This window comes from Sphingomonas lycopersici (assembly GCF_026130605.1).
Taxonomy (GTDB): domain Bacteria; phylum Pseudomonadota; class Alphaproteobacteria; order Sphingomonadales; family Sphingomonadaceae; genus Sphingomonas; species Sphingomonas lycopersici.
The window spans coordinates 97,291-116,695 of sequence record NZ_JANFAU010000007.1 but is presented as its reverse complement, the minus strand read 5'-3'; the positions used below and the strand labels follow the sequence as shown (position 1 = coordinate 116,695).

Sequence of the window (19,405 nt, the reverse complement as noted above, 5' to 3'; positions counted from 1 at the left end):
TACGGTGCGCCGCGGGTGATTGCTAGGCCGCGCCGCTCTTGCTAATCGCGGGAACCATGTTGCCGCCACCCGAAGTCACCCGCGTATCCCACCGCCGCGTCGCCTGCGACGGCGCGCATGACGGTCTCCCTGCCGCGCTCGGCCACCCGCGCGTGTGGCTGGAGATCGACGAGAGCGGCTATAGCGATTGCGGCTATTGCGACCGCCGCTTCGTGCTGATCGGCGGCCCCGCCGACGGGGTCGACCAGTCGACCCTGCCCGATCACGGCGACAGCGCCGGGCGTTAAGCCCACAGCCGTTCGGGCTGAGCTTGTCGAAGCCCTGCACTTTTCTTCCGAAAGAAGCGCAGCCCTTCGACAAGCTCAGGGCCAACGGGAAGGACTACGAGCGCAAAGGCTTTGCCGCGCGGCTCCCAGTCCCTATCTAGCGGCAATGACCGCCACCGATCCCCGCTCGTTCCTGTATCGCGACACGCTCGACCCCGCGGCCGCGGCGCGACTCACCGCCGATGCGCTCGCCGCCGCCGATGACGGCGAACTCTATCTGCAATATCGTAAGTCGGAGGCATTCGGCTTCGACGACGGGCGGCTCAAGACCGCGAGCTACGACACCCATTCGGGGTTCGGCCTGCGCGCCGTCTCGGGCGAGATGACCGCCTTCGCCCACGCCAACGAGCTTTCCGAAGCCGCGATTCGCCGCGCAGCGGAAACGATGGCGCTGATCGATCCGTCGAACGGCGCCAAGGCGCCCTCGCCCAAGGGCACCAATCATCATCTCTACACCGATGCCGATCCGCTCGATCTGGTGCCGTTCGCCGACAAGGTGAATCTGTGCCAGTCGATTGACGCCGCGGCGCGCGCGCGCGATCCGCGCGTCGCGCAGGTCTCGGTCGGGCTGTCGGGGACGTGGAGCGTGGTCGAGATCGTCCGCCCCGACGGCTTCGTCGCCACCGACGTGCGCCCGCTGGTGCGGCTCAACGTCCAGATCGTCGTCGAGCAGAACGGCCGGCGCGAGACCGGCACCTTCGGCATTGGCGGCCGCTACCTCTACGATTCGCTGTTCGATGAGGCGACGTGGAACCGCGCGATCGACGAGGCGCTGGCGCAGGCCCTGGTCAATCTCGAGTCGGTCGATGCGCCGGCGGGCGAATTCACCGTCTTGCTCGGGCCGGGCTGGCCGGGGGTGCTGCTCCACGAGGCGATCGGGCACGGGCTGGAGGGCGATTTCAACCGCAAGGGCACCTCGGCCTTTTCGGGGCGGATCGGCGAGCAGGTCGCCGCGCGCGGGGTGACGGTGGTCGACGACGGATCGATCCGCGATCGCCGCGGCAGCCTGACGATCGACGACGAGGGCACCCCGACCGGGGAGACCGTGCTGATCGAGGACGGCTTCCTCAAGGGCTATATGCAGGATCGGCTCAACGCGCGGCTGATGGGGGTCGCGCCGACCGGCAACGGGCGGCGCGAGAGCTTCGCCCACGCGCCGATGCCGCGGATGACCAACACCTTCATGAAGGGGGGCAAGGACGATCCCGCCGAATTGCTCTCGCGGGTCAAGAACGGCATCTTCGCCAAATCGTTCGGCGGCGGGCAGGTCGATATCGTCTCGGGCAAGTTCGTCTTCTCCTGCACCGAGGCGTATCGCGTCGAGAACGGCCGGATCGGCGCGCCGATCAAGGGCGCGACATTGATCGGCGACGGCCCGACGGTGCTGACCAAGGTGCTCGGCGTCGGCAATGATTTCGCGCTCGACGAGGGCGTCGGCATGTGCGGCAAGGCGGGGCAGAGCGTCCCCGCCGGGGTCGGCCAGCCGACCTTGCTGGTCGAAGGGCTGACGGTGGGCGGCACCGCCGCCTGAAGGGCCGATCCGAACGCCGCGGTTCGGATCAGATTTGGGCGCTTATCCGCTGGCTTTCCGCCTCCTCCGCCGTCATCATCCGATCGGGAGCAAAGAGGGGGGAGGCGGATGCCTCATGCACGGAACGCGGCTGCGGTGATCGCTGCCGCGATATTGCTGCCGGTCGCCAGCGCGCGCGCGGAGGAGTGCAAGGTCGCCAAATACGGCACGCTCCCGGTCGAGATGGTCGGCCTGCGCCCGATGACGCAGGTCAAGATCAACGGGCAGGACACGCGCTTCATCCTCGATACCGGCGCTTTCTTCAGCACGATGTCGCGCGCCACCGCGGAGGCGCTGTCGCTCAAGACGAGTCCCGCGCCGCCGGGCTTCTATATGTCGGGGATCGGCGGCCGCGTGTCGGTCGATATCGCGCGGGTCAAGGATTTCGGGATCCTCGGGACGACGCTCAACAATATCGAGTTCCTCGTCGGCGGCTCCGACACGGGCAGCGGGCTGATCGGCGCCAATCTGCTCAATTTCGCCGATGCCGAGGTCGATCTCGCGCACGGCCAGTTCTCGCTGATGAAGGTCACCGGCTGCAGCAAGCGTGCTCTCGCCTATTGGGCGAAGGACGGGGATTACAACATCGCCGATCTGGTCCCCAACGAAAGCCGTGCCAACCGCCACGTCTTCGTCAATGTCATCGTCAACGGGCAGCGCGTGCGCGCGTTGCTCGATACCGGGGCGCCCGCCACGCTGATCAGCCGCCGCGCTGCGGAGCGCGCCGGGATCGATCTCAACGCGCCCGATGTGAAGGCGAGCTATACGGCCAGCGGCTTCGGGCAGAAATCCTATCGATCGTGGACCGCGCGGATCGCGTCTTATTCGATCGGCAGCGAAACCATCCAGCGTGCGCGGATGCAGGTGATGGACGGCGAACTCGGTATCGGCACCGATTCGCCCGACATGCTGCTGGGAGTCGATTTCTTCCTCGCGCATCACCTGTTCATCGCCAAAAGCCAGAACAAGCTCTATTTCACCTATAATGGCGGGCGGGTCTTCTCCTTCCAGAAGGCGCCGGTGGCGAGCAGCCAGCCCGCCACCGATCCCGCCAACCCGTCGACCGCACCGAAGACCGCCCCCGAGCTGGCGCTGCGTGGCCGCGCCTCCCTCTCGCGCGGCGAGACGGCCAGGGCGCTCGACGATCTCGATGCCGCGATCCGGCTCGATCCGGACAAGCCCGATTATTACACCGCACGCGCCGAGGCGCGGCTGCACGATCACAAGCCCGATCTGGCGGCCGCCGATCTCGACAGCGCGCTCAAGCTCGCGCCGCAGGATCTTGCTGCGCTGCTGATGCGCGCCCAGCTCAGCCTGCACCGCAAGGACCGTGCCGCGGCCGCGCGCGACATTGCGGCGGCGCAACCGCTCGCCGCCGCCGGCTCGCACGAGGCACGGACGATCGCGAGCCTCTATATCGCGCTCGACCAGCCCGATCGCGCGCTCCCTTTGCTCGATGCCTGGATCCGGCTCCACGGCGAGGACAATAAGCTCGGCAGCGCGTTGAACGCGCGCTGCTGGGCGCGCGGGCTAGCCAATCAGGCGCTTGAAGGTGGGCTCGACGATTGCCGTAAGGCGATCCGCCGCGACGGCGCGAACCCCGCCTATCTCGACAGCCTCGGGCTGATCCAGTTCAGGCTTGGGCGTTATGCCGAAGCCGTCGAAACCTATGCCAAGGCGGCGGCGGAAATGCCGAAGAGCGCGGAGACGCGCTACGGACTGGGGCTCGCGCGCAAACGCAACGGCGACGTTGCGGGCGGCGATGCCGATATCGCCGCGGCCAAGGCGATCGACCCCGAAATCGCCGCGCAATTCGCGAAATTCGGGCTATAGCGGAGGGCAGGAGCACCCCTTCGCAATGGCCGAATTCTTTTCCGCACTGACCGACGACCACCGCGCCTTCATCGCGCGGCAGCCGATGTTCTTCGTCGCCACCGCCGCCGCGGCGGGGCGGGTCAACCTGAGCCCCAAGGGGATGGACACCTTTCGCGTGCTCGATGCGCGCAAGGTCGGCTATCTCGACCTCGGCGGATCGGGCAACGAGACGCAGGCGCATCTCGCCGCCGACGGGCGGATCACGATCATGTTCTGCGCCTTCGACAATCCCGCGCTGATCCTGCGCATCTACGGCCGCGGCGAATTCGTCGTCGCGGGCGATGCGGATTATCCCGCGCTCGCGGCGCATTTCCCCCCGCTCCCGGGGCAGCGCCAGATCTTCGTGATCGCGGTGGACAGCATCCAGACCTCGTGCGGCTGGGGCGTGCCGCGGATGACGCTCGACGCCGAACGCCAGACTTTGGTCAAATATCACGCGCAGCAGGATCCCGCCGCGCGGCTGGCCAAGATCGCGGGGCGCACCCACAGCATCGACGGGCTGCCGGTGCGCGTCCAGACCGAGATCCCGCCGGGGCGGTTATGAGCCTGGTCGAGCTCGGGCGCTACGATCGCAACCTCGCCAATATCCTGGTCGGCCGGCTGGAGAGCGAAGGCATTCCCGCGGTCGCGTTCGATTCGGGGTCGAGCATCGCCGACGGCAGCTGGCTGCTGATCCCGGTGCGCGTGATGGTCGACACCGAGGATCTCGACGCGGCCCGCGCGATCGTCGGCACTGCCTGATTTTTAGGCAGCCCTTCGCAACTGCACAAATTTTGCCCGCGCAATAGCTATTGAGCGTTAGAATTATCTCGGTCGCCTTGAGCTTGTCGAAGGGCTTGTCCTTCTTCCTTGCGAAGAAAAGGGCAGGGCTTCGACAGGCTCAGCCCGAACGGCATTAACCCCACAAGCATTTGGCACGACCATTGCGAGACGCCCTCTCGGATCAACCGGAAGGGGGCACGATGAAGCTCATCATAGCCATCATCAAGCCGTTCAAGCTCGACGAGGTGAGGGAAGCGCTCACCGTGCTCGGCGTGGCTGGCATGACGGTCACCGAGGTCAAGGGCTTCGGCCGACAGAAGGGCCAGACCGAAATCTATCGCGGTGCCGAATACAGCACCAACATGGTGCCCAAAATCAAGATCGAGGTGGTGTGCGCCAGCGCGCTCGCCGACCGCGTGGTCGAGGCGATCCAGGCCTCGGCCAACACCGGCGCGATCGGCGACGGCAAGATCTTCGTCCTCGATGTGGGGCAGGCCGTGCGCATCCGCACCGGCGAAACCGACGATTCCGCGCTGTGAAGGGGGATATGATGAAGCGAACCACGATGATGGCCGGCCTCGGCCTGGTCGCGACGCTCGCGCTCGCCGCGGCGCCCGCCTGGGCGCAGCCGGCGGCGGCAGCGGCCTCGCCGATCCCGCCGGCGACGGTCAACAAGGGCGACACCGCCTGGATGCTCGTCTCGACCTTGCTGGTGCTGATGATGTCGGTGCCGGGGCTCGCGCTGTTCTACGGCGGGCTGGTCCGCACCAAGAACATGCTGAGCGTGCTCACCCAGGTGCTGATGATCGTGTGCATGGTCGCGGTGGCCTGGGTCACCTATGGCTATTCGGTCGCCTTCACCGGCGGAAACGCCTTTTTCGGCGGGCTTTCCAAGGCTTTCCTGATGGGGGTCGATGCCAATAGCCAGGCCGCGACCTTCTCCAACGGGGTCTATATCCCGGAATATGTCTATATCTGCTTCCAGATGACCTTTGCGTGCATCACCCCGGCGCTGTTCGTCGGGTCGGTGGCGGAGCGGGTGAAATTCTTCCCGCTGATGCTGTTCACGCTGCTGTGGGTCACCGTCGTCTATTTCCCGATCGCGCATATGGTGTGGTATTGGGGCGGCCCCGATGCGGTGGCCGCGGCCGCGCTCAAGGGCGCCGATGCGCTCGCCGCGCAGAATAGCGACGCGGGCTATCTCTTCCAGAAGGGCGCGCTCGATTTCGCGGGCGGCACCGTCGTCCATATCAACGCCGGGATCACCGGGCTGGTGCTGTGCGTCCTGCTCGGCAAGCGCATCGGCTTCCCGCGCGAGCCGATGCCGCCGCATTCGCTGACGATGACGATGATCGGCGCCTCCTTGCTATGGGTCGGCTGGTTCGGGTTCAACGCCGGCTCCAATCTCGAGGCCAATGGCGTCACCGCGGTCGCCTTCATCAACACCTTCGTCGCCACCGCTGCCGCCGGGCTCTCCTGGCTGCTCGTCGAGCAGGCGGTGCGCGGCAAGCCCTCGCTGCTCGGTGCCGCTTCCGGCGTCGTCGCCGGGCTGGTCGCGGTGACCCCGGCGTCGGGCTTCGCCGGCCCGATGGGGTCGGTGGTGCTCGGGCTGGTCGTCTCGCCGATCTGCTTCTTCTTCGTCTCCACGGTGAAGTCGAAGTTCGGTTATGACGACAGCCTCGACGTGTTCGGGGTCCATTGCATCGGCGGGATCACCGGCGCGCTCGCGACCGGTATCCTCGATGCGCCGGCGCTCGGCGGGCAGGGCATCGCCGATTATGCCGCCAAGCCGGGGACGATGGCCGCGGGCACCTACGACATGGTCGGCCAGTTGGTGACCCAGTTCGAAGGCGTGCTGCTGACGCTCGTCTGGTCGGGGGTCGGCGCGGTCGTGCTGTTCTTCGCGATCGACAAATTGTGGGGCATGCGCCCGAGCGCCGACGTCGAGCGCGAAGGCCTCGACATCGCCGAGCATGGCGAACGCGCCTACCATTACTGACGAAATCGGGGCGGGCGCGGTGCCCGCCCCCACCCTGGTTCCTCCTGCGGGACAACCTTCCCCGGTGCGCAAGCGCCGGGTTTTTTTATCCGGGCAGGCGGATCTCGAACAGCGTCGGCCAGCGCTTGCCGGTGATGAACAGCCGGCGGCCCTGCGCATCCCAGGCGATGCCGTTGGCGACCGCCTCGATATCGTTCGACAGCCCCACTTCGGCGACGATCGCGCGCAGATCGACCACCGCGGTCACCCGCCCGCTCGCCGGATCGATCCGCACGAGATACGGCGTGCGCCAGACATTGGCGAGGATCGCGCCGTCGACCGCCTCCAGCTCGTTGAGCTGGTCGATCGGTTTGCCGTTGATCGTCACCGCGATGCGCCGGCGCACCGCCATCGTCGCGGGATCGTGGACGGTCAGCGTCGCGCTGCCGTCCGAGCGGACCAGCGCGTCGCCCAGCGTCGTCAGCCCCCAGCCTTCGCCGCGATAACGCGCGGTGCCTATCCGCGCGAGCGTTGCGGCATTCCAGCGATAGGCGACGCCGCCGTGCCAGGTGAGGCTGATCAGCGCGTTCTTCCACACCGCCAGCCCCTCGCCGAACATCCCGGCGGGGATCGTGGCGCGCGCCAGCACGCGCCCGCTGGCGAGATCGACGCGCCGTACGTCCGACTGCCCTTCGAGCCCGACGCTCTCGTAGAGATGACCACGATGCCACAACAGCCCCTCGGTGAAGGCCTGGGGATCATGCGGATAACGCGCAACGACGACCGGGGTGATGACCGCCGGCCGCGATTCGGCGGGGGCGGCCTGGGGCGGCGCGGCGGCCGCGCTCCCCGGCATCGGGGCGGCGGCGAGCAGCAATAGGGGGAAAAGACGCATCGCCCGATTCGCTAGCACGATGCGGCGAACGCCGTGCGTAAAATATGAGGCGTTCGCCCTGAGCGTGTCGAACGGCTGCCCTTCCTCTGCGGAAGAAAATGCAGGGTTTCGACAAGCTCAGCCCGAACGGGGAAAGGGACCCCCCGATTCAATCCACCACGAACGGCATCCGCCCCAAAACGACAGCGGCCCGCCCGACTCGCCAGTCGGACGGGCCGCCATCAATCGATCGGGTTCGATCAGCTCGACTGCTGCAGGTTCACTGCGGCATATTTGCCGCGACGATCGACCTCCAGCTCGAACGACAGGCGATCGCCTTCGTTGAGACTGCTCATCCCGGCGCGCTCGACGGCCGAGATGTGGACGAACGCATCGGGCTGCCCGTCGTCGCGCTGAATGAAGCCGAAGCCCTTCATCGCGTTGAAGAACTTGACCGTGCCGGTCGCCTTCTCGCCGGTCAGCTGGCGCTGCGGGCCACCCGCACCGCCGGCGCCGCCACGCGGGGCGCCGCCGAAGCCGCCGTCACGCGGCGCGCGTTCCTCGACCGGCATCGGCTCGCCGTCGATCTTCAGCTCGGTGGCCGAGATGCGGCCGCCGCGATCGACGAGCGTGAAGCCGAGCGGCTGGCCTTCCGCCAGACCGGTCAGCCCCGCCTGCTCGACGGCCGAAATGTGGACGAACACGTCCTCACCGCCGTCATCGCGAACGATGAAGCCGAAGCCCTTCTGGCCGTTGAAAAATTTAACGACGCCCGTGCCCTCGCCAACGACCTGGGGGGGCATGCCGCGGCCGCCGCCGAAGCCGCCGCCACCGCCGAAGCCACCACCGCCGCCGCGCGGGCCGCCGAAGCCGCCACCGCCGCCACGGAAGCCACCGCCGCCGCCACGATCACCGAAGCCGCCGCCGAAACCGCCACGGTCGCCGAAGCCGCCGCCGAAGTCACTGCCGCCGCCGAAATCATCTCCGCCGCCGAAACTGTCGCGCTTGTCGCGGCCACGTCCGCCACGATGCCCGCGGCTACCTCTGTCGAAACTCATAACCCCGTTCGTTTTCCTGTCCGCCCGACTTCGCCGTCAAGAGGTGCGCGCCGGACGGCGAACAGCAACCACACCTCTTCGGGCGCCAAACCTTTTGCGCCACACAACATGCCATAGCGGAGCTTTGGCCAGACAGCGAACAGAATCGTGCGAAAAGTGGGCAGAAAGTGGCTAATCGTTGCACTACTGTCGCATCATTAGCACAGGTTGGCGCAGTTCACGCCTTATGACGACGCGAAGATCGATCGCAACGGGCGCGAGAATCATGCCTAAATAATTGTTCGGCCGTTGATTCGCAGTCTTTTCTTCGATCTTGCCGATTCGCGGACCATTGAGCCGCGCGATGCACCCCGCTAGTGCGGGCGAATGACCGTGCATTTTCATGAGGAAGATCTTCCGCTCGACGTCTTCGCCCCGGGTGCGTCGATCGCCGTCGATACCGAGACGATGGGGCTGATCACCCCGCGCGACCGGCTGTGCGTGGTGCAGCTGTCCGACGGCGGCCCGGACGAGCATCTCGTGCGGTTCGGCCCGACCTCGGATTATGCCGCGCCGAATCTGCGCGCGGTGCTGGCCGATCCGGCGCGGCTCAAGCTCTATCATTTCGCGCGGTTCGATCTCGCCGCGATCGGCCATTATCTCGGCGTCGTCGCGGCCCCGGTCTATTGCACCAAGATCGCCTCGCGGCTGGTGCGCACCTATACCGATCGCCACGGGCTCAAGGAGCTGGTGCGCGAATTGCTCGGGCAGGACATTTCGAAGCAGCAGCAATCGTCCGACTGGGGCGGGCCGGAATTGTCCGACGCGCAGAAGGATTATGCCGCGTCCGACGTGCGTTTCCTCCACCAGCTCAAGACCGAGCTCGACCGGCGGCTGACGCGTGAGGGCCGCGCCGGGCTGGCGCAGGCATGTTTCGATTTCCTGCCGCATCGCGCGGCGCTCGATCTGGCCGGCTGGCCGGAGATCGACATTTTCGCGCATGTCTGAAGCCGCTGCCCCGCCGCTCGACGCGCGCCAGCGCTGGGCAGCGCCGGACAGCCCGCACGACCGTATCGTCACCACCGCCAATTGGGTGCTGCCGGTGCTGATCGGGGTGCTCTCCGCCTTTCTGGTGATGGCGCCGCTGACCACCGGGGGCGACGTGTCGTTCGTGCTCGACAAGAACAAGGTCGAGGTGGCGAAGGAGCGACTCAAGATCCAGGCGGCGCGCTATCGCGGCGCCGACGGCAAGGGGCAGCCGTTCGAGCTGACCGCGGGCTCGGCGATCCAGAAGAGCTCGGCCGAGCCGATCGTCCGCCTCCAGCAGCTCGCCGCCGACATCAAGCTCAACGACGGCCCGGCCTCGCTCGTCGCCGAGCACGGGCGCTACAATATGGATACCGAGCAGGTGAAGGTCGACGGCCCGATCTCGTTCCGCGGCCCCGACGGCTATACGCTCGACACCGTCAACGCGACGGTCGATCTCAAGACGCGCAAGATGCAATCGGGCGGCGCGGTGACCGGCACCGTCCGGCAGGGAACGTTCAGCGCCAACCGGCTCGACGCCGATCTCGACGCGCATAGCGTGACGCTGACCGGCAACGCCCGCTTGCACATCGTGCCGCGAGGGGCGAGATAGCGGCGACCATGAAGCGCCTGATCCCCCTCCTCCCGCTGCTCGCCGCCACCGCGGCCGGCGCGCAGACGCGCCACGACACCAACGCGCCGATCGATTTCGGGGCGAACCAGATCCAGCTCCAGGACAAGGCGAATCGCGCCGTGCTGACCGGCAGCGTCGCGGTCAAGCAGGCCGAGATGACGCTCAACGCGCAACGCGTGACGGTCGCCTATACCGGCCAGGTGGTCGACGGGAATCCGCAGGTCTCGCGGCTCGACGCGGCGGGCGGCGTGGTGGTGCGGCGGCCCAATCAGGTCGCGAAGAGCCAATATGCGGTCTATGACCTCAATCGGCGCGTCATCACGATGATCGGCGCGGTCTCGCTCCAGCAGGGCGGGGCGAACACCGTCAACGGCGGGCGGCTGACGATCAACCTCGACAGCGGGCGCGCGGTGATCGACGGCTCGACCGCCGCGGGCGGCAACAGCCCGGTGCCCGGCGGCACCGTGACCACCGCGCCCTCGGGCCGCGTGACGGGCACCTTCTCGGTGCCCAAGCGCGCGCAATCGGACAAGCCGTCGCCCCCGTCCGACAGCAAGAACTGATCCACCCGATGAGCTTTCGTCGCGGCGGGGGTTTCCTCGACGCGCGGGCTCGGGCAAAAGGACATGCATGAATCCTGCCAACCGCGAGGCCGGCGTCGATATGGATGAAGTGACCAGCCTGGGCACGATCGAGCCGATCACCGAGCCGCCCGTCGCCAACGGGCTGCAGGTGGTGTCGATCGCCAAGAGCTACGACAAGCGCGTCGTGCTGAGCGACGTTTCGGTCTCGGTCGGGCGCGGCGAGGTGATCGGCCTCCTCGGCCCCAATGGCGCGGGCAAGACGACCTGTTTCTATTCGGTGATGGGGCTGGTGAAGCCCGACGCCGGGCGCATCATGCTCGACGGGCGCGATATCACCGGGCTGCCGATGTATCGCCGCGCGATCCTCGGGCTCGGCTATCTGCCGCAGGAAACCTCGATCTTCCGCGGGCTGACGATCGAGAAGAACATCCTCGCGGTGCTCGAGCTGAGCATCCCCGATGCGGCGACGCGGCAGGACCGGCTCGACAAATTGCTCGACGAATTCGGCCTCACCCGGCTGCGCGCCGCCCCGGCGATGGCGCTGTCGGGCGGCGAGCGGCGCCGCGCCGAGATCGCGCGCGCGCTAGCGGCGGACCCGACGATCATGCTGCTCGACGAGCCCTTCGCCGGGATCGACCCGATCTCGATCGCCGACATCCGCGATCTGGTGAAGGATCTGAAACGGCGCGACATCGGGGTGTTGATCACCGATCACAATGTGCGCGAGACGCTCGATATCGTCGACCGCGCGTACATCATCTACGACGGCCGCGTGTTGTTCACCGGCTCGCCCGAAGAGCTGGTCGCCGACGCCAATGTCCGCCGGCTCTATCTCGGCGAGGGATTCTCTTTGTGATGCGACGGCTTGGCTTCGCCTCGCGGGCGGCGCCGGATTTGCGGGACCGATAATGTCGCTCGCGCCGCGCCTCGATCTGCGCCAGTCGCAATCCCTGGTGATGACGCCGCAGCTCCAGCAGGCGATCAAACTGCTGGCGCTCTCCAACCTCGAGATCGAGGGCGTCATCGCCGAGGAACTCGAGCGCAACCCGTTGCTCGAGGCGAGCGCACCGGCCGACGACGCCCCGGCTGCCGAGCGCGAACCGGCTGAAGCGCCGCGCGACGAGCCCGCCGGCGCCGACGAACTGGTGATGGGGGGCGAGGCGGCGGGCGAATCGCTCGATGTCGATATCGCCGCCGAGCGGTTCGACGATGCGCCGGCCGACACGGTCGGGCTCGGCGGCGCGGGGAGCGTCGGCGGGTCGGGCGAGGACGCCCCCGATCTCGATTCCTTCGCCAGCGACGCGCCGAGCCTTGCCGAGCATCTCGCGCAGCAGGCCGGACATGCCTTGTCCGGGGTCGAGCTGATCATCGCGCAGCATCTGATCGATCTGATCGACGAGGCGGGCTATCTCGCCGCCGATCTGCTCGACATCGCCGGGCGGCTCGGGGTGCCGCTCGCCTTGGTCGAGCGCGTGCTCGGGGTGATCCACACCTTCGAGCCGACCGGGGTCGGCGCGCGCAACCTCGCCGAATGCATCGCGCTCCAGGCCAAGGAGGCCGATCGCTACGATCCGTGCATGGCGCGGCTGATCGATCACCTCGATCTGCTCGCACGCGGCGAGATCGCGCGGCTCAAGCGCATCTGCGGGGTCGACGACGAGGATATGGCGGACATGATCCGCGAATTGCGCGGTTACGACCCCAAGCCCGGCTGCCGCTTCGGCGGGGAGCCGGCGCCGGCGGTGGTGCCCGATCTGTTCGTCGCGCGCACCGCATCGGGCTGGGCGATCGAGATCAACAACGCCACCCTGCCGCGCGTGCTGGTCAACCGGCGCTATTATGGCGAGCTCGCCGCCGGGCCGCAGAACAAGGCGTCGAAGGCGTGGCTCAGCGATTGCCTCGCCAGCGCCAATTGGCTGGTCAAGGCGCTCGACCAGCGCCAGCGCACGATCATCCGCGTCGCGACCGAGATCGTGAAGCAGCAGGAAGCGTTCTTTCTCAATGGCGTCGCGCATCTCCGCCCGCTGACCTTGCGGCAGGTGGCGGAGGCGATCGAGATGCACGAATCGACCGTCAGCCGTGTCACCAGCAACAAATATCTGAGCTGCGCGCGCGGCCAGTTCGAGCTCAAATATTTCTTCACCTCGGCGATTCAGGCGGCCGACGGCGGCGACGCGGTGTCGGCCGAGGCGGTCAAATCGGCGATCCGCGCGCTGATCCACAACGAGGGCGCCAAGGTGCTGTCCGACGATACATTGGTCGAGCTGCTCAACGCGCGCGGCTTCGATATCGCGCGGCGCACCGTCGCCAAATATCGCGAGGCGATCGGGATCGGCAGCTCGGTCCAGCGCCGCCGGCAAAAGGCGCTCGAGGGGGTGGGCTAAGCGCTCACCCGAAGAAACTTCCGTCATGCCGGGCTTGACCCGGCATCCAGAGTCACAAGCGACGCCGCCCGCGGCTCTGGATGCTGACTTTCGTCAGCATGACGGAATGTTACATACGCACCGCCTCGCGCAGCCAGGAAGTCACCGCCTGGATCCGCGGGGTCGATTGCCCGTCGGCGTGGGTGACGAGCCAGAAGGCGCGGCTCAGCTCGATTTCCGGCAGCACCGGCACCAGCCGCGCATCGCCCGCGGCGATGAAATCGGGCAGGATGCCGATCGCCGCCCCCGCCGCGATCATGCGGTGCTGGACATTGATGCTGGTGCTGCGCAGCCGTGCGGCGAGCCCGTCATGCACCTCCGACAGATAATCGAGCTCGGGCGCGTGGAGATGCTCGGGGACATAGCCCGCCAGCACATGCCGTTCGAGCGCGGCGGCGGTCTCGGGCGTCCCCGCCGCCGCGAGATAGCCGGGGGTGGCGTAGAGCCGCAGCCGATAGTCGATCAGCCGTTGCGTGATCAACTGGCGGCTGCGCGGGCGCGCGAGCATCACCGCGATATCCGCCTCGCGCTTCGAGGGATCGAGCAGCCCCGAGGCGGTGATCAGATCGAGCCGGATGCGCGGATGCGCCGCGGCGAAGGCCGGGACGCGCGGCGCCAGCACATGCGTCGCCAGCCCCTCGGCGACGCTTAGCCGGACATGCCCTGCCGCGCCCTGCGCCGCGGCGCCTTCGCTGGCCGCGGCGATGGTGGCGTCGATCGTCTCGGCGTGGTGGAGCAGCGCCTGCCCCGCCTCGGACAGCCGGCGCTCGCCCGCTACCGTCTCGAACAAGGGCGCACCGATCGCCGCCTCGAGCCGCGCGAGCCGGCGGCCGACCGTCGTCGCGTCGACGCCGAGCGTGCGCGCCGCCGCCGCGACGCGCCCGGCATGCGCCACTGCGAGGAACACGCGCAGATCATCCCAATTCTTCATCGGCCTTTTCCTTGTCGCGGTGCCCGCCCATCTGCAAAAATGCACCCCGCCCCGGCAAATTAAGCGGGTTGAATGCATATTTGCCGGGCGGTTACAAGCCCGGCCAAGCGATTTCGGCGGAGAGGTTTCATGCGCATCATCGATCATCATATCGTCGGGCATTCGGGCGGCGGCGCGGGTCGCACCGGCGACGTGTTCGATCCCAATACCGGCAAGGTGCAGGCGCGCGTGACGCTGGGGACCAAGGCCGATCTCGATCGCGCGGTCGCCGCCGCGCAGGCCGCGCAGCCGGCCTGGGCCGCGACCAACCCGCAGCGCCGCGCGCGCGTCATGTTCCGCTTCAAGGAGCTGGTCGAGGCCAATATGCAGAGCCTCGCCGAGCTGCTCGCCTCCGAGCACGGCAAGGTCGTCGCCGATGCCAAGGGCGATATCCAGCGCGGGCTCGAGGTGGTCGAATTCGCCTGCGGCGTCCCGCATGTGCTCAAGGGCGAATATACGCAAGGAGCCGGGCCGGGGATCGACGTCTATTCGATGCGCCAGCCGCTCGGCATCGGCGCGGGGATCACCCCGTTCAACTTCCCCGCGATGATCCCCCTGTGGATGGGCGCGGTGGCGACCGCCTGCGGCAACGCCTTCATCCTCAAGCCGTCCGAGCGCGATCCCTCGCTCCCGGTGCGGCTCGCCGAACTGTTCATCGAGGCGGGGATGCCCGAAGGCATCTTCCAGGTCGTCCACGGCGACAAGGAAATGGTCGACGCGATCCTCGATCATCCGGCGATCGCGGCGGTGAGCTTCGTCGGCTCGTCGGATATCGCGCATTATGTCTATCGCCGCGGGGTCGATGCCGGAAAGCGCGTCCAGGCGATGGGCGGGGCGAAGAACCACGGTATCGTCATGCCCGATGCCGATCTCGATCAGGTGGTGTCCGATCTCGCCGGCGCCGCCTTCGGTTCGGCCGGCGAGCGCTGCATGGCGCTGCCGGTGGTGGTGCCGGTCGGCGACAAGACCGCCGACGCGCTGCGCGAAAAGCTGATCCCCGCGATCGACGCGCTGCGCGTCGGCGTCTCGACCGACGCCGAGGCGCATTACGGCCCGGTCGTCACCGCGCAGCATCGCGAGCGGATCGAAAACTGGATCCAGACCGGGGTCGACGAAGGCGCCGAGCTGGTCGTCGACGGCCGCGGCTTCAAGCTCCAGGGGCATGAGGAAGGCTTCTTCATCGGCCCGACGCTGTTCGATCGCGTCACCCCGCAGATGTCCGCCTATAAGGAGGAAATTTTCGGGCCGGTGCTGCAGATCGTCCGCGCCCCCGATTTCGAGACCGCGCTGCGCCTTCCGAGCGATCACCAATATGGCAATGGCGTCGCGATCTTCACCCGCAACGGCCATGCCGCGCGCGAATTCGCCGCGCGGGTCAATGTCGGGATGGTCGGGATCAACGTGCCGATCCCGGTGCCGGTCGCCTATCACACCTTCGGCGGCTGGAAGCGCTCGGCATTCGGCGACACCAACCAGCACGGCATGGAAGGCGTGAAATTCTGGACCAAGGTCAAGACGGTGACCCAGCGCTGGCCCGACGGCTCGCCGGACGGCGGCAACGCGTTCGTCATCCCGACGATGGGGTAAATCGGATGCCTTCCCCTTTTTCCGTCATGCTGACGAAAGTCAGCATCCAGAGCCGCAGCCACTACCGTTTGTGGCTCTGGATGCCGGGTCAAGCCCGGCATGACGACGATTATTGGGGCAAAGGATCGAATCCGAAGTCCTCGGCAAGATCGCGCCACGTCGGATTATCCTTCTCGACCAGCGCCAGCTTCCACGCCCGGCGCCAGTTCTTGAGTTGCTTTTCGCGCAGGATAGCGGATTCCATCCTTTCATGCAGTTCGAACCAGACCAGGCGTTTGACGTGATAGCGTTCGGTGAACCCCTCGATTTCGCCGCTGCGATGCTGATAGATGCGGCCGAGCAGGTTCGACGTGACACCGACATAGATCGTACCGTTGCGGTCGCTTGCAACGATATAAACCGCCGGCTGTCTGTCCATGTATGACGTCCGCTGCGCTATACATCTTCAATGCTTACATCCGGGACTCTGGATGCCGGATCAAGTCCGGCATGACGGGTAACGGGCTACAGGAACGCCAATGACCAACCAGTTCGACCTCACCGACGACCAGCGCGAGATCCAGGAGCTCGCGCGGCGCTTCACCGCCGATCGCATCACCCCCTTCGCCGCCGAATGGGACGAGCAGCATCACTATCCCGTCGACGTGTGGAAGGCGGCGGGCGAGCTCGGCTTCGGCGCGATCTATGTCGGCGAGGAATCGGGCGGGATCGGGCTCGGCCGGCTCGAGGCCGCGCTGATCATGGAGGCGATGGCCTATGGCTGCCCTGCGACCAGCGCCTATGTCTCGATCCACAATATGGCGACCTGGATGATCGATCGCTTCGGCGATCAGGCGATCAAGGGCCGCTTCCTCCCCGATCTCGTCACGATGGACAAGATCGCCAGCTATTGCCTGACCGAACCCGGCTCGGGCTCCGACGCCGCCGCGCTCAAGACCAGCGCGCGGCGCGACGGCGATCATTATGTGCTCAACGGCACCAAGCAGTTCATCTCGGGCGCGGGCTATAACGACATCTACGTCTGCATGGTCCGCACCGGCGAGGAGAAGTCCAAGGGCATTTCCTGCCTGGTGATCGAAAAGGGCACGCCGGGCCTGTCGTTCGGCGCGCCCGAGAAGAAGCTCGGCTGGAATGCCTCGCCGACCGCGCAGGTGATCTTCGAGGATTGCCGCGTGCCGGTCGAAAACCGCGTCGGCGCGGAGGGCGACGGCTTCCGCTTCGCGATGGCAGGGCTCGACGGCGGGCGGCTCAATATCGGCGCCTGCTCGCTCGGCGGGGCGCAACGCTGCCTCGACGAGGCGGTGAAATATGCCAAGGAGCGCCAGCAATTCGGCCAGCCGATCGCCGATTTCCAGAACACCCAATTCACCCTCGCCGATATGGCGACCGATCTGGAGGCGGCGCGCGCGCTGCTCTATCTCGCCGCGGCCAAGGTCAGCGCCAATGCGCCCGACAAGTCGCGCTTCTCGGCAATGGCCAAAAGGCTGGCGACCGACAACGGATCGAGCATCGTCGACCGCGCGCTCCAGCTTCACGGCGGCTATGGCTACCTCCGCGACTATCCGATCGAGCGCTTCTGGCGCGATCTGCGCGTCCATTCGATCCTCGAAGGGACCAATCAGGTGATGCGGATGATCGTCGGGCGGGATCTGACGCGGCAATGACCCAGGACCTGATCGCCGAAGCCGACGGCGGCGTCGGCCGCATCCGGCTCAATCGCCCGAAAGCGATCCACGCGCTCAACCGCGCGATGTGCGACGGCGTGCTCGACGCGCTGGAAGCGTGGCGCGACGACGCGGCGGTCCGCGTGATCACGATCGATCACGCCGAGGGCCGCGGCTTCTGCGCCGGGGGCGATATCCGTATGCTCGCCGAGAGCGGGGCGAAGGACGGCGCCGAGGCACGCGCCTTCTTCCACACCGAATATCGCATGAACCACCGGCTGTTCACCTACGCCAAGCCGATCGTGGCGTTCATGGACGGGATCACGATGGGGGGCGGGGTCGGCATCTCGCAGCCGTGCCGTTTTCGCGTCGCGACCGAGAATACCAAATTGGCGATGCCCGAAACCGGGATCGGGCTGTTCCCCGATGTCGGCGGCGGCTGGTATCTCTCGCGGCTGCCGGGGCGCATCGGGCAATATCTCGCGCTGACCGGGCACCGGCTCGACGGCGCCGAATGTCATGCGCTCGGGCTCGCGACGCATTACCTCCCCGCCGAGCGGCTCGCCGAGGCCAAGGCGCGGATCGCGCAAGGTCCGGAGGCGGTGCTCGACGCGCTCGCCGTCGCCGCACCCGACGCAGCGATCCTTGCGCATCGTGACGAGATCGACCGGCTGTTCGCTTCCGACCGGCTCGAGGATATCTTCGCCGCGCTCGCCGCCGACGACAGCGATTTCGCGCGCGCCACGCTGGCGACGCTCGAGACCAAATCGCCGCAGACGATGAAGGTCAGCCTCAAATTGCTGCTCGACGGCAAGACGATGCCCAGCTTCGCCGACGAGATGCGGCAGGAATATGCGGTCGGCAGCCGCGTCGTCCAGCGCCACGATTTTCTCGAAGGCGTCCGCGCGGTGATCGTCGACAAGGACAATTCGCCCCAATGGAACCCGCCGACGCCGGACGGGGTGAGCGATCATCTGATCGACCAGATCTTCGCGCCGCTGCCGGATGATGAGGCCTGGACGCCGCAGTAAATTGCGTCGTCGCAATACCCTATGTCACCCCAGCGGAAGCTGGGGTCGCATGCCACAAAGGTCGCGCTAGCGGCCTGAGATCCCAGCTTTCGCTGGGATGACGGAGGAACAGAGATGACCGACTACGCCACGATCCTCGTCGAACGCAGCGGTGCGGTGACGCTTGTCACGCTCAACCGCCCGCAGGCGCTCAACGCGCTCAATTCGGACGTGCTGGCCGATCTCTCGGCGGCGTTCGGCGCCTATGACAAGGACGCTAGCCAGCGCTGCCTCGTCCTCACCGGCGCGGGCGAGAAGGCGTTCGCGGCGGGCGCCGACATCAAGCAAATGGCCGATATGCCCGCGGCCGATTTCTTCCTGCAGGATTTCTTCGTCGGCTGGCAGACCGGGGTGGTCGCGACGCGCAAGCCGTGGATCGCCGCGGTCAACGGCTTCGCGCTCGGCGGCGGGTGCGAGCTGGCGATGATGGCCGATTTCATCATCGCCGCCGATAGCGCCAAATTCGGCCAGCCCGAGATCAAGCTCGGCGTCGCGCCGGGGATGGGCGGGTCGCAGCGGCTGACCCGCGCGATCGGCAAGGCCAAGGCGATGGAAATGTGCCTTACCGGGCGGATGATGGACGCCGGCGAGGCGGAGCGTTCGGGGCTCGTCGCACGCGTCGTGCCGCTGGACTCGCTGGTCGAGGAAGCGCTCAAGACCGCCGCGACGATCGCAAGCATGCCGCCGATGGCCGCGATGGTGAACAAGGAAATGATCAACATGGCGTTCGAAACAACGCTCGCACAGGGCATCGTCACCGAGCGCCGGCTGTTCCAGATCCTCGTCAACACTGAGGACAAGGCCGAGGGCATGGCCGCCTTCATCGAAAAGCGCCCCGGGGTGTGGAAGGGGCGGTAACTGCCGCCCGGTTCGACGCTGTCGATCAACTCTTTGCCGTCATGCCCGGCTTGACCCGGTATCCAGGGCAACGAGCGTCGACATTGGTGGCTCTGGATGCCGGGTCGAGCCCGGCATGACGGAAATGGTATAGCGGACCGAAGCCGGACTTTCAGGCGTTTCGGTTG

General features: G+C 67.1%; 20 protein-coding genes. 16 read left to right on the top strand and 4 right to left on the bottom strand.

All coding sequences use genetic code 11. The annotated features are described in order from the left end of the window. The first annotated feature begins 56 nt into the window (after positions 1–56). From NED98_RS14960 to NED98_RS14930, 7 genes are all read left to right on the top strand, one after another. Complete coding sequence (locus NED98_RS14960; protein WP_179513016.1) at positions 57–287, top strand: zinc-finger domain-containing protein; 231 nt, start codon at positions 57–59, stop codon at positions 285–287. A 145-nt stretch (positions 288–432) separates the two neighbouring features. After that, positions 433–1,857, top strand: coding sequence for a metalloprotease TldD (gene tldD, locus NED98_RS14955; RefSeq protein ID WP_265313535.1), 1,425 nt, complete (start codon positions 433–435; stop codon positions 1,855–1,857). 108 nt (positions 1,858–1,965) lie between these two features. After that, entirely contained in the window at positions 1,966–3,729 is a 1,764-nt protein-coding gene (locus NED98_RS14950) for an aspartyl protease family protein (protein ID WP_265313534.1), read from the top strand. Between the two features lie 25 nt (positions 3,730–3,754). Next, positions 3,755–4,315, top strand: coding sequence for a pyridoxamine 5'-phosphate oxidase family protein (locus tag NED98_RS14945; protein ID WP_265268785.1), 561 nt, complete (start codon positions 3,755–3,757; stop codon positions 4,313–4,315). Beyond that, entirely contained in the window at positions 4,312–4,512 is a 201-nt protein-coding gene (locus tag NED98_RS14940) for a putative signal transducing protein (RefSeq protein ID WP_265313533.1), read from the top strand. Before NED98_RS14945 ends, NED98_RS14940 begins: the two co-directional genes overlap by 4 nt. Before the next feature lie 221 nt (positions 4,513–4,733). After that, on the top strand, positions 4,734–5,072 hold the full coding sequence (locus NED98_RS14935; protein WP_179513790.1) for a P-II family nitrogen regulator: 339 nt from the start codon (positions 4,734–4,736) through the stop codon (positions 5,070–5,072). An 11-nt stretch (positions 5,073–5,083) separates the two neighbouring features. Then, complete coding sequence (locus NED98_RS14930) at positions 5,084–6,532, top strand: ammonium transporter (protein ID WP_179513011.1); 1,449 nt, start codon at positions 5,084–5,086, stop codon at positions 6,530–6,532. Between the two features lie 85 nt (positions 6,533–6,617). On the opposite strand, the gene NED98_RS14925 is transcribed toward NED98_RS14930, so the two are convergent. Together NED98_RS14925 and NED98_RS23190 are read right to left on the bottom strand one after the other, a co-directional pair. Further along, complete coding sequence (locus tag NED98_RS14925) at positions 6,618–7,406, bottom strand: glutaminyl-peptide cyclotransferase (protein ID WP_265313532.1); 789 nt, start codon at positions 7,404–7,406, stop codon at positions 6,618–6,620. Between the two features lie 239 nt (positions 7,407–7,645). Then, positions 7,646–8,443, bottom strand: coding sequence for a cold-shock protein (locus tag NED98_RS23190; RefSeq protein ID WP_179513009.1), 798 nt, complete (start codon positions 8,441–8,443; stop codon positions 7,646–7,648). A 366-nt stretch (positions 8,444–8,809) separates the two neighbouring features. On the opposite strand from NED98_RS23190, the gene NED98_RS14905 reads away from it, so the two are divergent. From NED98_RS14905 to rpoN, 5 genes are all read left to right on the top strand, one after another. Beyond that, positions 8,810–9,430, top strand: a complete 621-nt coding sequence (locus NED98_RS14905) for a ribonuclease D (RefSeq protein ID WP_265313531.1) — start codon at positions 8,810–8,812, stop codon at positions 9,428–9,430. Beyond that, positions 9,423–10,061 (top strand): LPS export ABC transporter periplasmic protein LptC, encoded by a 639-nt coding sequence (lptC, locus tag NED98_RS14900; RefSeq protein WP_179513007.1) that lies wholly within the window; start codon positions 9,423–9,425, stop codon positions 10,059–10,061. The genes NED98_RS14905 and lptC overlap by 8 nt, the downstream gene beginning before the upstream one ends. A gap of 8 nt (positions 10,062–10,069) precedes the next feature. Beyond that, positions 10,070–10,645: an LptA/OstA family protein gene (locus NED98_RS14895; RefSeq protein ID WP_265313530.1), complete on the top strand. Its 576-nt coding sequence runs from the start codon at positions 10,070–10,072 to the stop codon at positions 10,643–10,645. A 100-nt stretch (positions 10,646–10,745) separates the two neighbouring features. After that, positions 10,746–11,522 (top strand): LPS export ABC transporter ATP-binding protein, encoded by a 777-nt coding sequence (gene lptB / locus NED98_RS14890; protein ID WP_265313606.1) that lies wholly within the window; start codon positions 10,746–10,748, stop codon positions 11,520–11,522. A gap of 52 nt (positions 11,523–11,574) precedes the next feature. Then, complete coding sequence (gene rpoN / locus NED98_RS14885; protein WP_265313529.1) at positions 11,575–13,050, top strand: RNA polymerase factor sigma-54; 1,476 nt, start codon at positions 11,575–11,577, stop codon at positions 13,048–13,050. Positions 13,051–13,159: 109 nt separating this feature from the next. Here rpoN and NED98_RS14880 read toward each other — a convergent pair whose 3' ends face one another. Next, positions 13,160–14,020: a LysR family transcriptional regulator gene (locus tag NED98_RS14880; protein ID WP_265313528.1), complete on the bottom strand. Its 861-nt coding sequence runs from the start codon at positions 14,018–14,020 to the stop codon at positions 13,160–13,162. Between the two features lie 129 nt (positions 14,021–14,149). Here NED98_RS14880 and NED98_RS14875 point away from each other — a divergent pair, with 129 nt between their 5' ends. Continuing rightward, positions 14,150–15,646 carry a CoA-acylating methylmalonate-semialdehyde dehydrogenase gene (locus tag NED98_RS14875; RefSeq protein ID WP_265268788.1) on the top strand — a complete coding sequence of 499 codons (1,497 nt, stop codon included), beginning with the start codon at positions 14,150–14,152 and terminating at the stop codon, positions 15,644–15,646. Between the two features lie 109 nt (positions 15,647–15,755). Here NED98_RS14875 and NED98_RS14870 read toward each other — a convergent pair whose 3' ends face one another. Next, entirely contained in the window at positions 15,756–16,064 is a 309-nt protein-coding gene (locus NED98_RS14870) for a GIY-YIG nuclease family protein (protein WP_265268789.1), read from the bottom strand. 100 nt (positions 16,065–16,164) lie between these two features. Between NED98_RS14870 and NED98_RS14865 the strand changes: the two genes are divergently transcribed. From NED98_RS14865 to NED98_RS14855, 3 genes are all read left to right on the top strand, one after another. Further along, entirely contained in the window at positions 16,165–17,310 is a 1,146-nt protein-coding gene (locus tag NED98_RS14865) for an acyl-CoA dehydrogenase family protein (RefSeq protein ID WP_265313527.1), read from the top strand. Next, on the top strand, positions 17,307–18,341 hold the full coding sequence (locus NED98_RS14860; protein ID WP_265313526.1) for an enoyl-CoA hydratase/isomerase family protein: 1,035 nt from the start codon (positions 17,307–17,309) through the stop codon (positions 18,339–18,341). Before NED98_RS14865 ends, NED98_RS14860 begins: the two co-directional genes overlap by 4 nt. Positions 18,342–18,455: 114 nt before the next feature. After that, complete coding sequence (locus tag NED98_RS14855) at positions 18,456–19,238, top strand: enoyl-CoA hydratase-related protein (RefSeq protein WP_179512999.1); 783 nt, start codon at positions 18,456–18,458, stop codon at positions 19,236–19,238. Positions 19,239–19,405: the final 167 nt, after the last annotated feature.

Coding starts and splice junctions, on each gene's coding strand:
- NED98_RS14960 (WP_179513016.1), top strand. CDS start 57: ATGTTGCCGCCACCCGAAGTCACCCGCGTATCCCACCGCCGCGTCGCC.
- tldD (WP_265313535.1), top strand. CDS start 433: ATGACCGCCACCGATCCCCGCTCGTTCCTGTATCGCGACACGCTCGAC.
- NED98_RS14950 (WP_265313534.1), top strand. CDS start 1,966: ATGCCTCATGCACGGAACGCGGCTGCGGTGATCGCTGCCGCGATATTG.
- NED98_RS14945 (WP_265268785.1), top strand. CDS start 3,755: ATGGCCGAATTCTTTTCCGCACTGACCGACGACCACCGCGCCTTCATC.
- NED98_RS14940 (WP_265313533.1), top strand. CDS start 4,312: ATGAGCCTGGTCGAGCTCGGGCGCTACGATCGCAACCTCGCCAATATC.
- NED98_RS14935 (WP_179513790.1), top strand. CDS start 4,734: ATGAAGCTCATCATAGCCATCATCAAGCCGTTCAAGCTCGACGAGGTG.
- NED98_RS14930 (WP_179513011.1), top strand. CDS start 5,084: ATGAAGCGAACCACGATGATGGCCGGCCTCGGCCTGGTCGCGACGCTC.
- NED98_RS14925 (WP_265313532.1), bottom strand. CDS start 7,406: ATGCGTCTTTTCCCCCTATTGCTGCTCGCCGCCGCCCCGATGCCGGGG.
- NED98_RS23190 (WP_179513009.1), bottom strand. CDS start 8,443: ATGAGTTTCGACAGAGGTAGCCGCGGGCATCGTGGCGGACGTGGCCGC.
- NED98_RS14905 (WP_265313531.1), top strand. CDS start 8,810: ATGACCGTGCATTTTCATGAGGAAGATCTTCCGCTCGACGTCTTCGCC.
- lptC (WP_179513007.1), top strand. CDS start 9,423: ATGTCTGAAGCCGCTGCCCCGCCGCTCGACGCGCGCCAGCGCTGGGCA.
- NED98_RS14895 (WP_265313530.1), top strand. CDS start 10,070: ATGAAGCGCCTGATCCCCCTCCTCCCGCTGCTCGCCGCCACCGCGGCC.
- lptB (WP_265313606.1), top strand. CDS start 10,746: ATGGATGAAGTGACCAGCCTGGGCACGATCGAGCCGATCACCGAGCCG.
- rpoN (WP_265313529.1), top strand. CDS start 11,575: ATGTCGCTCGCGCCGCGCCTCGATCTGCGCCAGTCGCAATCCCTGGTG.
- NED98_RS14880 (WP_265313528.1), bottom strand. CDS start 14,020: ATGAAGAATTGGGATGATCTGCGCGTGTTCCTCGCAGTGGCGCATGCC.
- NED98_RS14875 (WP_265268788.1), top strand. CDS start 14,150: ATGCGCATCATCGATCATCATATCGTCGGGCATTCGGGCGGCGGCGCG.
- NED98_RS14870 (WP_265268789.1), bottom strand. CDS start 16,064: ATGGACAGACAGCCGGCGGTTTATATCGTTGCAAGCGACCGCAACGGT.
- NED98_RS14865 (WP_265313527.1), top strand. CDS start 16,165: ATGACCAACCAGTTCGACCTCACCGACGACCAGCGCGAGATCCAGGAG.
- NED98_RS14860 (WP_265313526.1), top strand. CDS start 17,307: ATGACCCAGGACCTGATCGCCGAAGCCGACGGCGGCGTCGGCCGCATC.
- NED98_RS14855 (WP_179512999.1), top strand. CDS start 18,456: ATGACCGACTACGCCACGATCCTCGTCGAACGCAGCGGTGCGGTGACG.